Source organism: Lamprobacter modestohalophilus (genome assembly GCF_016583905.1).
Lineage (GTDB): Bacteria > Pseudomonadota > Gammaproteobacteria > Chromatiales > Chromatiaceae > Lamprobacter > Lamprobacter modestohalophilus.
Genome location: NZ_NRRY01000041.1, coordinates 12,048 through 26,835, shown reverse-complemented (window position 1 = coordinate 26,835; position 14,788 = coordinate 12,048). Strand labels below are relative to the sequence as shown.

The following is a 14,788-nucleotide window of genomic DNA, read 5'->3' as shown; positions in this document are numbered from 1 at the left end:
TGTTTGTCCGGTTCTATTCTCAGTCTCAGCGTGCAAGGTCGGATCTCGATCCTAGGTCGCGGTCCTGGGTCGCGATCTTAACGTGAATCTTGCGCGATTCATCTGCCGGGGTGGCGCCGCGCCAAGCGCGTTAGGGCTGGATACCGGCGCTGCTCAGCCGAGCTGACGATTCGCGAGCTGCCGCTGCGCCAGGGCCAGGAAGAGGGCGGACATCAGCACAAAATAGCTGAGATCACTGAGCCGAGCCACGCCATTGAAGAGCCAAACCAGATGCTGGCTCCAAGAGAGCCAGTCCAACAGCGACAGCTGCAGCGCGGCGAGCTGATCGGCGTCGTGGATCAGCGACAGCATGATCAGGAGTACATAGGCGAGTATCGCAGCGAGCGTCGGTTGTCGCACCAGGCTGGCGGTCAAGAGGCCAACACTGGCAAACAGCAAAGCGCTGAGGCAGAGGCCGAGCGTCGCAGCCAGGAACAGACCGAGATCGACCGGCGAAGCGCCGACCAGCCAGGCGACCAGCAGCAGCGGCAACAGCGCAAGCAGCCAGAGAGGCGCCAGCAGGGCAATGAGCTTACCGAGTAGGATCGCGCTGATACGCACGGGTGCTGATCCGAGCAACTGGTCGGTGCCGAGCTGCCGATCCTGGCCTAGGCTGCGCGCTGCTAGCAGCGGTGCGATCAGCAATAGGAGCATCAGTGTCGCGCCATAGAGGCGCTCGGCGAGCGCGGCGTTGAAGCCGATCTCGAGCTCGGGTGCGGCGATGCCTTGATACTGATCGATGACCTCGAGAAAGACCCAAGCCAGCAGCAGCTGAGTTGCCGCCAGCAGCATCCAGGCCAGCGGTGTCTGGAAGACGGCGGCGAGCTCGCGACGGGCGATGACCAGGATCACGCTGCCGACTCCATGCCGATGCAACTAAAGAAGACCTGCTCAAGGTCGGTGCGACAAGGACGCAGCTCGAGCAGACCGTAGCCATGCTCCATCAGTGACCGAGCCAGGGCATCGGCGCTAGCCTCCTTGCGCAAGCGGATGCGCAGTGCATCCTTGCCGCAAGGCTCAGCGGTCTCCACGGGTGGCAGCGCGAGTACCGAGCTGAGCACCGGTGGTGGTCTGAGCCGCACCTGGACGTCGCGCGCCGCTGCTGCCTGCAGCCTGAGGTCGGCCTCATGCAACTGGCGCCCCTGGTGCAGAATGATCACGCGCGAACAGCTCGCCTGCACCTCGTGGAGCGCATGGCTGGAGAGGATGACGCCGGCGTTTTCGGCGATGGATCGGATCAGACCGCGCAGCTCGCGAATCTGCACCGGGTCCAGGCCGTCGGCGGGCTCGTCGAGGATCACCAGGTCGGGCTGATGGATGAGTGCCTGAGCAATGCCGGCGCGCTGTTGATAACCTTTCGATAACCGCCCCAGGAGCCGCTGCCCGACATGCGTCAGCCCGCATTGCGCCTTGACCCGGGCCATGGCCTCGGTCAGCTCGCCCGTCGGCATGCGGCGCAGCCGCCCGGCGAAGGCGAGATACTCATCGACGCGCATGTCCGGATAGAGGGGCGCGCGCTCCGGCAGATAGCCTAGCCGTGCCTTGGCTTGGCGTGGCGAGCGCTGCATGTCGATTCCGCTCAGCAGCACCCGGCCGCTGCTGGGCGCAAGCGTCCCAGACAGGATGCGCAGCGCCGTGGTCTTGCCGGCGCCATTGGGGCCGAGTAGCCCTAGCACCTCGCCGCGACGCAGGTAAAAGCGCAGGCCATGCAGCACCGGCTTGCGCCCGAAGCGGCGTGTGATCTGATCGACGGTGAGGAGCATGCTCATGTGGGAAGCTACGATAGAGGGTGGCGCGTTTGCGCGATAGCGAAATGCTGTGCCTCAGGTGCTCAGCAGAGCCTTAATCACGTCCACAGCGCGTCGCCACCCCGGACGATAAGGCGCTTGTTTCACGTTAAGAGCAAGGTTTTGTCTCCGACGCGGGAACGCGCGCATCTAAGAGTTGCCATATCGGGGCAGAGCATGCAGAGTCGCACCGAGGTGGTGCGCTCATCACGGCTCAAGACATAGAGAACCTTCATGACAGTATACGGATTGCTTAATCTGCCGGCTTGGCAGGTGGTATTGATCGCCCTGGGATTCACCCACATCACCATCGCTGCGGTGACGATCTTTTTGCATCGTGCTCAGGCGCATCGCGCGCTGAGCCTACATCCGATCCCGGAGCACTTCTTCCGCTTCTGGCTTTGGCTCACCACCGGCATGGTGACGCGCGAGTGGGTGGCGGTGCACCGCAAGCATCACGCTCGCTGCGAGACCGCTGAAGATCCACACAGCCCGCAGGTGTTCGGGCTGCGCAAGGTCTTTTGGCAGGGCGCCGAACTCTACAGCGCCAGCGCCAAGGATGCCTCCATCGTCAAGCGTTTTGGCAGCGGCACTCCGGATGACTGGATCGAGCGCAACCTCTACAGCCGCCTGACCTGGCAGGGCTGTGGGCTGATGCTGATTATCGATCTCACCCTATTCGGTGTCTACGGCATTACCGTCTGGGCGGTGCAAATGCTCTGGATTCCGATCATGGCGGCGGGCGTGATCAACGGTGTCGGCCACTTCTGGGGCTACCGCAACTTCGAGACGCCGGACGCATCGACCAATGTTTCGCCTTGGGGCATCCTAATTGGCGGTGAAGAGCTGCACAACAACCATCATGCCTTCCCGTCGTCGGCGCGCCTGTCGATGCGCTGGTGGGAATTCGATATCGGCTGGTTCTACATCCGCATGCTGTCGTTGCTGGGGCTGGCAAAGGTCAAGAAGCTACCGCCCAAGTCAACCGTGGTGGAGGGTAAACAGGTGGTCGACATGGAGACGCTGAAGGCGCTGTTGGTAACGCGCATGCACGTGATCCGCCGGTACAGCAAAGAGGTCTTGCAGCCGGTGACCCGCGCCGAACTTTGCCGCAGTGAGCCAGATTGCCGACGGATTGCCCGGCGTGCGAACAAGCTACTGGTTCGCGAACGGCTGGACGAGACCAGCCGGAAGAGTCTGGAGCAGATCCTGGCCCGCAGCCAACAGCTCGAGGTGGTCTATCAGTTCCGCGAGCAGCTGCGACAGATCTGGGAGCGCAACGCGCCGTCTCAGGAGGCGCTGTTGAAGTCGCTCCAGGATTGGTGTCAGCGTGCCGAGGCGACCGGGATCCAGGCGCTGGAAGGCTTCTCACGCAACCTGCGAGGGCTTGCGCTGGTCGGTGCGCCAGCTTGATCGACGTGGGGGTTTCCGCTGGGCGTCTCGTCAGGCGCCCGTAGGGATGCATGTGACGCCCTCAGCAATCGTGTGACAACGCTCAGTTGACCGGCCTTCTGACTATGGTTCTGCGCTTAGATAGCAGATCCATCCCGCATCGGGCTCCGCCCTGGTCACGGGCTTGAAGTGTCCGTCGGGATCGCCGTTCTCGTCCCAGCCTTGCCAGTAGATCTGCAGATTATGGAAGCCGGCCTCGGTCAGGATCTCGCGCAGCTCGGGCAGCGTCCAGAGTCGCCAGCGGTAGCGGAAGGCGTTGTCCAACCGCGAGCCATCGGGAAACTCGAAGTGGATCGCGCATTCCATCAGGCCGCTGATCGGGTCATAGTCGGCCTGGTCCCAGATATAGGTAAAGGACGGCTCAACGCCATCCTCAATCGCGCGCTCCTCGGTGATCACCCGAAAGGCGTCGTACCCGCCATAGGCATCGAGCACGAACAGGCCATCGGCGACAAGCCGCTCGCGAACACGCCTAAAGTAGCGCAGCAGGTTCGCGCGCTCGGTGATCAGCCACCAGCTGAAGTTCATCGCCAGAATCAGGTCGACGGGCTCGCAGCGCACCCGTGCCGACCGCTCGGGACCAACATCCATCACATCGGCTTCGATCAGCCGCAGACGCGAGCGCTGCTCGGCTGACAGCGCCGCGAGCCGCTGCACCCGCGCATAGGCAAGCACAGCCGGATCATTGTCGGTGCCGATGGCGCGGTTATCCGGATGCCTCTCGCTCCACTCGCCGCAAACCGCAGCCGTGCCACAGAAGTCCTCGGCCAGTGATCGGGCAGGACGTCCGCGCCGTTCGATGAAGAGCTCCGCGACGAAATCCACCTCGGCCTCCGGGCACTGCACCGCGCGCTCATAGAGCGCATGGCGATCGGCCTGATCCGCGAGGCTGCTGTCAGCGCCTGCCTCTTGATCAGGCACTGGAGATGCGGGCTCTGCAAGTCGCATCGAATCCGGCGTGCCGTCAGCAAGCGAACTGGTGGCTGCGCCTTCGCTGGTCATCTCTTGCTCAGGATTCATCGTTTGTCCGGGCGGGGTTGGGTTTGCTGGGCTGATTGAGTTTGCAAGCGAACAGCTGTTCGCTTAAGCTTGCCGGCTTGATGCACAGGCGACAAGTCGCCGACGTCCCATCATCGCAACGATGGATACAAACGGGCGTCAGCATCAACCCGCGTTCCGGAGAGGTGTCCGAGTGGCTTAAGGAGCACGCCTGGAAAGTGTGTATAGGTTAACAGCCTATCGAGGGTTCGAATCCCTCCCTCTCCGCCATTTTTTGTTTTAACTCATTGAATTTTAAAGAGTTAAAAACAGTAAACCCCGCCTAGATCACCTCAAAGACCACTCTTAGAAGCAGCGTCATCCTTAACTCTGGTCTGGCGTCTCACCGAATCTGGCGCAAGTGCTCGCCGACGCGCTGGATCTGGAAATGGAGCCGCAGCAGGAGGTCGCTACGCAGCAGGCTGTCGAACAGAACAGAGCAACACAGAACGGCAGGGCTTGGCGCCGGCATTATGACGCCGCACAGGCAAAGCAGGGCCGAGTGAGCCAGGTGACTGAGCAATGAACACGGCATCGACCCTCAACACGACAGCGCGCGAGCGACGCAAGCTGCTGGTCTGTGACAGCACTGAACTGGCGGATCATCAGCACCGCATCATCCCCTTGCTGTTCAAGAAGCACCCGCAGACCGCGATCGTGCTGCGCTACGCGGGCCAGGTCTTCGCCTACCTGAATCAATGCGTGCACATGGTGCGGCGCCTGGACTGCATGCACGACGCCGTCTTCGATGAACAGCAAGGGCACCTGCGCTGCTCCATGCATGGTATTACCTTCGATCCAACCTCGGGCGAATCCTTGAGCGTGCTCTGCTCCGGCGAGCGACTCGAGCCCCTGCGCTGCGAGGAGAGCGACGGCCAGGTCTACCTCATCGATAAACGCGTGACAGCGCTGATGTAAACAGGGCAACGCGTGATGCATCAGACCTTGGGCGCGGGCGAGCGACTCAAGCCTGACCGCTTTGAAGCCAAGCCGATCAACGCCGTCGGCGCAGGCGCTCAACACCCCGACGCAGCCCTTCGGCGATGAACGGCATCAGCCGACCCTTGTCCCAGAGGATGCGCGTGAATAGCGCATTGCGATCGCGCGGCGGGCGCGGGCGCTTCGCGCGCGGCACCAGGGTCAACGCACCCTGCTCGCACACCTGTAGGCAAGCACCGCAGCCGAGACAGACCTCAGCGTCCACCTGCGCCCAGCGCTGCGCCTTGGGCAGGGCACGGGCATCGTCGGCCAGGCCGATGCACTTGGCATTGCAGGCACGCAGGCAGGCGCCGCAGTAGTCGCAGCGCTCGGGATCGACCTCGGCGAGAAAGGGCGTCTTGGCGATGCCCTCATGAAAGCCCATCTGCACGCCGGCCAACAGCTCGCAGCAACAACGACAGCAGTTGCAGAGAAACGACGGCTGCTCACGAATGTTATCGGTGATGTGCGTCAGTCCAAGCGCACGCGCCCGGTCGAGGATCGCCAGCATCTCATCAGCACTGCGCGGCTCGGCCATGCCTCGGCGCACCAGAAAGCGCGCGCCCTCGCCAAGCACCATGCAGATCTCCTCCACCGGTGCGCCTTGTTGGCAGGTCTTGCCCTCGTGCGCCTTTTTGTGCCGGCAGAAGCACAGCGTCACTGCGTGGAACTCGGCATCCTGGATGATCTGACGGGCATCTTCCCAGCCAGTGATGCGTGACTGGACCGGAATCTGGTCCTCATAGACCAGCGCCCGCGTCAACGGCCAGCGGCTGCCGAAGAACTCACCGGCCTGTCCGTCTTTACCCTGTTCGCGCAGATACGCCGACATCAGTCGTGCCAACTCCGCCTGGGGCAGATCGCCGCGATCGCGCATGAAGCTGAACTCCATGAAACCGATCAGCCCCGGCACTAACAGATAGTAGGTCTCATGGCCCACTGGCAGGTCCATCACCAGCCCCTTGTTGGCCATCGACTCCAGAATCCCATCCAGCTCGGCCGCCGGCAGGCCGGTGCGCTCGACCAGCTCAGCCCGGGTGGCCTCGGTCAGCGGAAAGCGTGCCGCCACCTCGGCCTCACGCGGGTCGAACAGCAGCGCGAGGATCTGGCGCAGGCGCGGACTGTCGACCAGGCCCACCGGGTAGCGGTTAAGGCGGTCGATCAGCGGCACCAAGGCCGATTTGTCGTTCAGCAGGTGTCCCATAGTGAGGTCTCTTGCGCAAACGCTGTCAGATGCGGCGTGATGTCAGTCCCAGAGCGGCGTTGATCGGGATGCCTGCTCGCCCGGAAGCCTAGACGACATCCGTGGCGGTTCGCCCGCAGGCATGGCAGCGGCGCATCGGCAACCCCTGGTGCTGAACAGGACCGCGCCGGCCAGGCCTGATAGGCTGCATCCCATCCAGCGGTTGGTCCAGAGTACGCGTTCGACTTCCATGACGACATGACGACCCTGTTCTCGATCATCGAATCTCCCAGTCATCCCCGGCTCGAGGCGCTCTACCAGCGCTTAGGGATCATCCAGATCAAGCGCCCCTCGCAGCGCCAGGCCCTGCAGGCGCATAAGCATCGCATGTCCTGGCGCCTGATCATCATCATCTTGCTGATGGGCCTCTGCACCGCCTGCGAGCCGGTGAATCGCGCAGCGACCGGGACGACACCCGACATCGATGTCATCGAGCTCAGCATCGGCCAGGCGCACCAGGCCCTGCGCAGCGGGCGGATCAGCTGTGAACAACTCACCCGGCGCTACCTCCGGCGCATCGAGACCTACGACCCACCCACGAAGGCTGACGCAGCCCCGAGCCCGAGCGCAAGCAGGTCGCCGACCCCGCCCGACCGACTCAATGCCATCATCGCCGTCAACCCCAACGCCTTGGCGCGAGCGCGGCAGCTCGACCGCCAGTCTGCCGAGACCGGCCGCATGCGCCGCCTGCACTGCATCCCGGTCATCCTCAAGGACAACGTCGACACCGCCGACATGCCCACCGAGGCCGGCTCCTTGGCCCTGAAGGGCTCAGTACCGCCCGATGACGCCTTCCTGGTGCAACGCCTGCGCGCAGAGGACGCCATCATCCTGGCCAAGTCCAACATGGGCGAGTGGGCCTTCAGTCCCTACCAGACCATCAGCTCCACCCATGGCGAGACCCGCAACGCCTACGCCCTCGATCGGGTGCCGGCGGGCTCCAGCGGCGGCACCGCCTCCGCCATCGCCGCCAACCTCGGCCTCATCGGCATGGGCACCGACACCGGCAACTCGATCCGCGGACCGGCCTCGCATCTGGCCCTGGTCGGTCTTCGCCCCACCCTCGGTGCCACCAGCCGTGACGGCATCGTGCCGCTGCTGGCGAACCGCGATGTCGGCGGACCCCTGATGCGGACGGTGACCGACACCGCGATCGTCTACTCGGTGCTGGCTGGCTATGATCCGGCGGACCCGCTCACCCAGGCCGCCATCGGTCGGGTCAAGCCGGATTATCGGCGTTACTTGAAGCGCAATGGGCTGCAGGGTGTTCGACTGGGCGTGCTGCGCGCTCTGGTCGTCACAGAGACCGACATGGGCATGGATGCGGACACCGCCGACCCCGAGGTTGTGGTGCGCTTCGAGCAGGCCATCGAGGATCTGCGCCAAGCCGGCGCTGTCATCCTCGATCCGTTCCGAATTCCCGATCTCGAGCGCCTGACCGAGGCCACGGGTTTCTGCAGCCGTTTCCGCTACGATCTGAACCGCTATCTGCAAACCTTGGGACCAGAGGCCCCCATCCGCTCCCTGGACGAGGTGGTGGCGAGCAACCAATTCTTGCCCCAGAGTACCGGGGCGATGCAGTGGGCCATGGCTGTCGATACGGACCCGCATGCACAGCAACCACCTTGTGTCGACGTCCAGGGCGACCCGCGACGCAAGGCCTTGCTCGAGGCCGTCCTCGCTGCGATGGATGAACAGCAGATCGATGCACTCATCTACCCCAGTTGGAGCCATCCGCCACGGGGCATCGGTGACAGCGAGAGCCCGCACGGCAACAACAGCCCAGTCCTTGCGCCCCATACCGGGCAACCGGCCATCACGGTGCCGATGGGTTTCACCGACAGCGGCTTGCCGCTGGGCCTGCAACTGCTGGCGCGGCCGTTCGATGAGCACAAGCTGTTCCAGTATGCCTACGCCTACGAGCAAGCGACCCAGCACCGTCGTCCGCCGCCCGGATTTGGTCGCCTTGAGCCTGAGGCCTTGTCGACGCAGGCGGCTGAGGTGGCGGAACCGCTGCTTCGGTGATCGGTCTCCTCAGCGCCTCTTGACCTGTCTATCGCTTCACACTCTAAGCTCTCGTTCGTCGTCATCGTCATCACCGGATGAAAGAGAGTAGGGCGCAGGTGTTCAACATTTCGGAACTGGCGCAAAGCCTGGGGCTGTCGCGCTCAACACTGCTTTACTACGAGAAGCTCGGTCTCGTGAAAGCGCAACGCCAGCAGAACGGCTACAGGCGCTATTCCGATGCCGACCGGCAGCGTTTGCGCTTGCTGAAGCGACCGCAGGCAGGCGGACTGAGTCTGAAGGAATGTCAGGCTTGCCTCGACGGCAAGACGCCGCACGCATCACCCTGTTATCGAAAGACATGAACGACCACGACCACTACATGGCAATCTTTCTCGAGATCTTTTCCGTGCTCGACTACTGGGGGCCTGGGTCGGAACAGACGACCAGGCAGGCCCTGGCTTGCTTACATCAGCCCCTCGAGGCGAGGCTGCTTAAGCTGGAAGGGCAGATCGAGGGAACACGGGTGCTGGACGACCTGCGCCGGGAGCTGCGCGCCTATCACGAGGGCAACGGCCAGTTCGGCTACGAGATGTTCGTGTTAGCGCGTCGCTGACCGCCCCCTGCGCCGGTCAAGCAAACACGACCAGGTCCGCTTATCGATTCAACCGAGAAGACAGCATGCCGTTTTCGACAGACACTCAAGGCCGAGATGAAGCGATCATCGAGCTGTTCCGCGCCACCTTCACCGCCTCCGAGGGCGCGGAAGAAGGCGCGCTGATCGGCGATCTCGTGCGCAACCTGCTCGCCAGCACGGCGCAGCAGGATCGCTTCGTTTTCATCGCCGAGGAAGACGGCGCGATCATCGGCGGCATCCTTTCCTCAAGACTGACCTACGAGCAGGATCAGCGGACCGTCTTCGTGCTCGCCCCGGTCGCCGTAGCGACTGATCAGCAAGGGAAGGGCATCGGGCAACGCCTGCTGAACCATGGCTTAGCCGCGCTGCGCAGCGCCGGCGTCGACATCGTGATGACCTACGGCGATCCCGGCTACTATGCCAAGGTCGGCTTCAAGCCGATCAGTGAGGCGGATGCACCAGCCCCCTTCAAGCTGCAGCGTCCCGAAGGCTGGCTGGCGCAGTCGTTGACAGACCGAGCGATGAGCCCGCTCAAAGGACCCTCGCGCTGTGTCGAGGCACTCAACGATCCGGTGTATTGGTAGGGATGATCCGCATGAACTCCGACGACTTCGGCCATGTTCACGAGAGCAAGCACGCCGACTCAGCCAGCCAGGATCCGGCGTCGCTCGCCGCACTCGGCTGGCAACCCTTCTTCGCCGAGCAGATCAGCGTGGACGTGCTCTCCGAGACGCCCCCAGCCCGTGTGGTCGCCGTGCATCGCAGTGGCCTGCAGATCCTGGGCGTCGGCCTCGACGAGACCCTCCCACCGTGCGCCGATGTGACCGTCGGCGACTGGCTGCTGCTCGATCGCACACAGCCTCGATCAAGCCGCATCCTGTCCCGAAAAACCCTGATCAAGCGTCGCGCGCCTGGCACCGACCGGCAGGTACAACTGATCGCCGCGAACATCGACACGGTCTTCATCGTCACCTCCTGCAATCAGGACTTCAACCTGGCCCGGCTGGAGCGCTATGTCGCGCTGGCCTTCGAGGCCGGAATCACGCCGGTCATGGTGCTGACCAAGGCCGACCTGGTGACCGATCGGCCGATCTGGATCGACGCCGCCCGCAGCGTCTCCGACCGGGTCCCGGTCGTCGCGCTCGACGCCCGTGGAGACGACCCACAGGCCAAGCTGTCGCCCTGGTGCCAGCCAGGCCAAACCGTCGCCTTCCTCGGCTCATCAGGTGTCGGCAAATCCACCCTCACCAACGCCCTGGCCGGCAACGAGGCGATCGCAACCCAGGCCATCCGCGAAGACGACGCCAAGGGGCGCCATACCACGACCCGTCGCGAGCTGCACCTGATCCCCGGCGGCTGCCTCGTGCTGGACACCCCGGGCATGCGCGAATTGCAGTTGGCAGACGCCGCCTCCGGCATCGCCGAGACCTTCGAGGACATTGAGACCCTGTCAACGCACTGCCGCTTCGGGAACTGCCAACACGAGCGCGAGCCCGGCTGCGCGATCCGCGCGGCGATCGAGCAGGGCCAGCTCGAGCCCGCGCGGCTGCAGCGCTGGCGCAAGCTGCTGGCGGAGGACCGCTTCAACTCAGCGAGTCTTGCCGAGCGTCGGACCAAAGATCGTGCCTTCGGCAAGATGGTCAAACGAGTGATAAAGGAGGGCAAGTCGCGCCGGGAGTGCTGAGCAGGGATGCGATACGCCTCCGCAGGCGATCACCATCGGCAGGATGACCGACTGCCGCTCGGCGCCCCCACCTCAAGGCAAACGCCGGGCCAGTCATCCGCGATCGGACAAAGCTCGAGACCGGAGAAGACTCGTCGTCGCTGAATTTGACGCATTCGGCGTCGTCTTCCAGACTAACGGGCATGACTCCGCCTTAGGACGGTGATGGTTGGCACGGTGCACGCCCGTCAGCGACCAATGCTGTCTTTTCGTGACTCCGACAGCGCCGAAACACATCCGACGGGCGCCGATCGAATGACGTGCCGCTCATGCAGAATACTGTCGCATCACCGTTGGTCTGGGCCGGCCCCATCCTGCGTCGCGTACTCCGTGACCGGGTCAGTCTCTGGCTCGCGGTGCGCGCGCCGGTGCGTGTGCGCCTGGAGCTGGCTTGGGAGCCACAACCACCACTGGAATCGCTCCTGGAGCCCGACGATCGCCAGCCTTCAGCACAAACTTACATCCTAGAGCCTGGCGATCCATCCTGCCGACTGCTGCGCGCCGGCAGCGCGCTGCACTATGTGCTCATCGATCTGAGGCTTACGCAACCGCTGCCAGCTGAGCACTGGATTGCCTATCGCTTGGCCCTGAAGCCGCTCGCGGAACCCGAGCAACCCTGGCAGGACAGCGCCGACTGGGCGCCTGATCTCTGCTATCCGGGCCAGTCCTCGCCAGGCTTCAAGGTGCCGGCTCAGGTCCACTCGCTGCTGCATGGCTCCTGCCGCAAGCCGCATCATCCCGGCGGGGATGGACTGGCGCGGGCTGACCAGTGGCTCGCCGATCTGCTGGCTGGGTCGCCAAGCCTGGCCACACCGAATCCAACAGCACCGCCGCCCCCTGCAGAACCAACCACGGCAGCATCGGCCTCGGCAGTACCGTCCACGGCGGCACCGAATCCAGCAACAGCGAGCGTGCAGGACGCAGACGCCATGTCGGCCTGGCCATCGCTACTGATGCTCTCAGGCGATCAGGTTTATATGGACGATGTTGCCGGCCCGATGCTGCGCGCGATCCATGCGCTGATCGAGCGCTTAGGCCTGCCGGACGAGTCGCTGCCGGAGTTGACGCAGAGCGGCGTCGTCGATGCGCGCTCGCTCTATGCACACCGAGATGGCTACTACCGTCGCGAGTGGCTGCTACCGCGGCAGCGCCACAGCGCGGCCCTGCTCGAAGTGCTGTTCGGCGGCGTTGAGAAGCCCATCTTCACCAGCGCCAATGCCCACAACCACCTGATCAGCCTGGGCGAGATGCTGGCGATGTACCTGCTGGTGTTCTCGCCCGCGCCCTGGCACGGGCTCAACCTCGATCCACCCGCCAGCCTGACGAAGGCGCAACGGGCACAATTCGCGCAGGAGCGTGCCACGCTCGATGCCTTCATCGCCGCGCTGCCGGCCGTGCGTCGGCTGCTGGCCCATCTCCCAGTAGCGATGATCTTCGATGATCATGACGTCACCGATGACTGGAATCTGAGCCGCGCCTGGGAGGAGGTGGCCTATGGCCATGCGCTCTCGCGGCGGGTGATCGGCAATGCCCTGATCGGCTATCTGATCCATCAAGGCTGGGGCAATCGCCCCGAGGCCTTCAGCGATGACTTGCTCGCAGGCCTGCAACGCAGCCTCGATGATCCCGGCAGCGCCGAGCACGAGGCCTGCGTGCAGCGCCTGTTACGCTTCGGCGATTGGCATTATGACTGGCCGACGACGCCACCGCTGGTCGTCATCGACAGCCGCACCCATCGCTGGCGCTCGGAGTCGGCGGCGAGCAAGCCCTCGGGTCTGCTCGATTGGGAGGCGCTGACCGATCTGCAGCAGCGCCTGCGCGGCCTGCCGGCGGTGCTGCTGGTCTCGCCGGCGCCGATCTTCGGCGTCAAGCTGATCGAGACCATCCAGCGCGTCTTCACCTGGCTCGGCTTTCCGCTGATGGTCGATGCCGAGAACTGGATGGCGCATTCCGGCGCGGCGCACAGCTTGTTGAACATCTTCCGCCATCCACAAACACCAGAGCACTTCGTCATCCTCTCGGGCGACGTGCATTACTCCTTCGTCTACGACGTAGAACTGCGCGGGCGCAGCCGCGGACCAGAGGTCTGGCAGATCACCAGTAGCGGCGTGCGCAATGCCTTCCCAGAGCGCCTGCTCGCTGTGCTCGATCGGCTCGATCACTGGCTCTTTGCCCCCAGCTCACCGCTGAATGTCTTCACCCGTCGACGGCGTCTGCGCATCCTGCCGCGTAAGCCCGAGGGGGCCGCGAGCGGTCGGCGCCTGCTCAATGGCAGTGGTATTGGCCTGGTCGAGCTGGATGTGGATGGCCGACCCTGGCGGATTCGCGAGCTACTTACCGATGGGTCGGCTGTGATCTTTACTCGATAGGGCGTTGAGCGCATCCGCGACCGTCATCCTCGGCCAATCCTGGGGTGGCATGCTGGCGATCGAGTACGCGCTCACCCAGCCGCTCGGTCTGCAAGGGCTGATCCTCGCCAACAGCACGCCCAGCGCGCCGCTCTGGGGCGAGGAGACCCACCGCTTGCGCGCGCAGCTCAGCGCCGAGGTGCGCGCGGTGCTCGATCAGCAGGAAGCCGCCGGCAGCACCGATAGCGCGGCCTACCAGGAGGCGATGATGGCCTTCTACCGCCGCCACGTGATTCGGCTCGAGACTTGGCCCGCGTCCGTTCAGCGCGCGTTTGAGCAGATCGGTCAGCCCTACAACGTCATGTGGGGGCCGAGCGAGTTCCACATCACTGGCAATCTCAAGGACTGGGATCGCACCGCGCGGCTCAGTGAGATCCAGGTTCCGGTCTTGCTGATCTCCGGCGAGTTCGACGAGTCGACGCCCAGGATCAACCAAGTCCTGCTTGAGGGTCTGCCCCATGCCGAGTGGACGCTGCTCGAGGGCTGCTCGCATCTGGCGCACGTCGAAGCGCCGGCGGCTTATCGAGCCGTGGTTCAGGCCTTTCTGGATCGGCACGCCGATCGCTGAGCGCTGTGATGAAGCGGCCTCGAGCGGCCCAGAATAGTTGGTCTGCAAGGATGCCTGACCCTGCACGAACCAGAGGAAGTCACGCGCATCGATCGCGGGCTGCGCTGCCCGCAGGCATGCGATCGCATCCGGTATCTGCCCTTCCACGACAATCATCCGAGACTGCCAGCGCAGTGAGGCAAGCTCCCCGAGGGGCTGATCGGCAAACAGATGTCGCGCCGACTGACTGTCCTGCCCAACAAGCAGCATCCTCACGGACGCTTCGCGCCCGGTCCCACCAACGATGCGAGATGTTCGCTGAATTCCTGCAGGAGATTAGGCCGATCGATCGCGCGTTTCAGTTGCCGGAATCGGCGTTCATCGTCCTCGTCCTCGACCATGGATTGCAGATGGGACAGCAGTGTCTGCACCGCATCCGTTTCGCCCTTGGCCTGGTGCACCCTGGCCAGCGCGCCGTAGAGCGCAAACGCCTCCTGGATATGCAGCTGCTCGCGCTCGATCAGGCCGACCAGCAGGGCGTGGGCGTCGTCGATCGCGTCCTGTTCAAGCAGCATCTGCGCCAGATTGCAGCGGCCCAAGAGGTAATCCGGGTGGTCGGCGACCAGGTCTTGCAGCAATTGCATCGCCTCGGCATGGCGTCCTTGCAGCGTGCGCACAGCGGCCAGGTTGCCGCGGGCGATCGCATGCGTGGGCACGCGTTGCAGGATGCGGTTGAGGCGCTGTTCCGCCGCATCGGCCTGCCCCTGCTTGAATAAGGCATTCGACTCATCGAGCAGCGCCGCGAGGTCCGCGGGGAGGTCGATCGGTTTGCGCTCGCGGGTAATTCATCGCGGCTCAGCCGGTTCGTCCACGGGATTGGCAGGGCCTCATACATCTCGAGCACGATGGGAAAGGGCGGTGGCGCCTGGTCA

14 protein-coding genes and 1 tRNA gene are annotated in these 14,788 nt (G+C 64.1%); 10 read left to right on the top strand and 5 right to left on the bottom strand.

From position 1 onward, the window contains the following. Positions 1-153 precede the first annotated feature (153 nt). Both CKO42_RS19140 and CKO42_RS19135 read right to left on the bottom strand, forming a co-directional pair. The gene (locus CKO42_RS19140; protein WP_200247533.1) at positions 154-891 is read right to left on the bottom strand and encodes an ABC transporter permease; all 738 of its coding nucleotides are present in this window, start codon (positions 889-891) and stop codon (positions 154-156) included. Further along, complete coding sequence (locus CKO42_RS19135) at positions 888-1,802, bottom strand: ABC transporter ATP-binding protein (protein WP_420844334.1); 915 nt, start codon at positions 1,800-1,802, stop codon at positions 888-890. The genes CKO42_RS19140 and CKO42_RS19135 overlap by 4 nt, the downstream gene beginning before the upstream one ends. A gap of 258 nt (positions 1,803-2,060) precedes the next feature. On the opposite strand from CKO42_RS19135, the gene CKO42_RS19130 reads away from it, so the two are divergent. Continuing rightward, on the top strand, positions 2,061-3,239 hold the full coding sequence (locus tag CKO42_RS19130; protein WP_200247529.1) for a DesA family fatty acid desaturase: 1,179 nt from the start codon (positions 2,061-2,063) through the stop codon (positions 3,237-3,239). A gap of 102 nt (positions 3,240-3,341) precedes the next feature. On the opposite strand, the gene CKO42_RS19125 is transcribed toward CKO42_RS19130, so the two are convergent. Next, positions 3,342-4,298 (bottom strand): class I SAM-dependent methyltransferase, encoded by a 957-nt coding sequence (locus CKO42_RS19125; protein WP_242479535.1) that lies wholly within the window; start codon positions 4,296-4,298, stop codon positions 3,342-3,344. A 158-nt stretch (positions 4,299-4,456) separates the two neighbouring features. Between CKO42_RS19125 and CKO42_RS19120 the strand changes: the two genes are divergently transcribed. Both CKO42_RS19120 and CKO42_RS19115 read left to right on the top strand, forming a co-directional pair. Then, positions 4,457-4,547, top strand: a tRNA-Ser gene (locus CKO42_RS19120). Positions 4,548-4,838: 291 nt separating this feature from the next. Then, on the top strand, positions 4,839-5,234 hold the full coding sequence (locus CKO42_RS19115; RefSeq protein WP_200247527.1) for a Rieske (2Fe-2S) protein: 396 nt from the start codon (positions 4,839-4,841) through the stop codon (positions 5,232-5,234). 76 nt (positions 5,235-5,310) lie between these two features. Here the strand turns inward: CKO42_RS19115 and CKO42_RS19110 are convergent, their stop codons facing one another. After that, positions 5,311-6,498, bottom strand: coding sequence for a 4Fe-4S binding protein (locus tag CKO42_RS19110; protein WP_200247525.1), 1,188 nt, complete (start codon positions 6,496-6,498; stop codon positions 5,311-5,313). A gap of 237 nt (positions 6,499-6,735) precedes the next feature. Between CKO42_RS19110 and CKO42_RS19105 the strand changes: the two genes are divergently transcribed. The 7 genes from CKO42_RS19105 to CKO42_RS19075 all read left to right on the top strand — a co-directional run bounded on the left by CKO42_RS19105 (position 6,736) and on the right by CKO42_RS19075 (position 13,877). Beyond that, positions 6,736-8,562: an amidase family protein gene (locus CKO42_RS19105; protein ID WP_242479534.1), complete on the top strand. Its 1,827-nt coding sequence runs from the start codon at positions 6,736-6,738 to the stop codon at positions 8,560-8,562. A 98-nt stretch (positions 8,563-8,660) separates the two neighbouring features. Next, complete coding sequence (locus CKO42_RS19100; protein ID WP_200247523.1) at positions 8,661-8,906, top strand: MerR family transcriptional regulator; 246 nt, start codon at positions 8,661-8,663, stop codon at positions 8,904-8,906. Next, positions 8,855-9,157: a hypothetical protein gene (locus tag CKO42_RS19095; RefSeq protein ID WP_207148777.1), complete on the top strand. Its 303-nt coding sequence runs from the start codon at positions 8,855-8,857 to the stop codon at positions 9,155-9,157. The genes CKO42_RS19100 and CKO42_RS19095 overlap by 52 nt, the downstream gene beginning before the upstream one ends. 65 nt (positions 9,158-9,222) lie before the next feature. Continuing rightward, positions 9,223-9,762 (top strand): GNAT family N-acetyltransferase, encoded by a 540-nt coding sequence (locus CKO42_RS19090; protein WP_200247519.1) that lies wholly within the window; start codon positions 9,223-9,225, stop codon positions 9,760-9,762. A gap of 11 nt (positions 9,763-9,773) precedes the next feature. Next, on the top strand, positions 9,774-10,862 hold the full coding sequence (rsgA, locus tag CKO42_RS19085; RefSeq protein WP_200247516.1) for a ribosome small subunit-dependent GTPase A: 1,089 nt from the start codon (positions 9,774-9,776) through the stop codon (positions 10,860-10,862). Between the two features lie 308 nt (positions 10,863-11,170). After that, positions 11,171-13,270: an alkaline phosphatase D family protein gene (locus CKO42_RS19080; RefSeq protein WP_200247514.1), complete on the top strand. Its 2,100-nt coding sequence runs from the start codon at positions 11,171-11,173 to the stop codon at positions 13,268-13,270. 4 nt (positions 13,271-13,274) lie between these two features. Beyond that, positions 13,275-13,877, top strand: a complete 603-nt coding sequence (locus tag CKO42_RS19075; protein WP_200247512.1) for a proline iminopeptidase-family hydrolase — start codon at positions 13,275-13,277, stop codon at positions 13,875-13,877. Between the two features lie 251 nt (positions 13,878-14,128). On the opposite strand, the gene CKO42_RS19070 is transcribed toward CKO42_RS19075, so the two are convergent. After that, positions 14,129-14,653: a tetratricopeptide repeat protein gene (locus CKO42_RS19070; RefSeq protein WP_242479541.1), complete on the bottom strand. Its 525-nt coding sequence runs from the start codon at positions 14,651-14,653 to the stop codon at positions 14,129-14,131. Between the last annotated feature and the right edge of the window lie 135 nt (positions 14,654-14,788).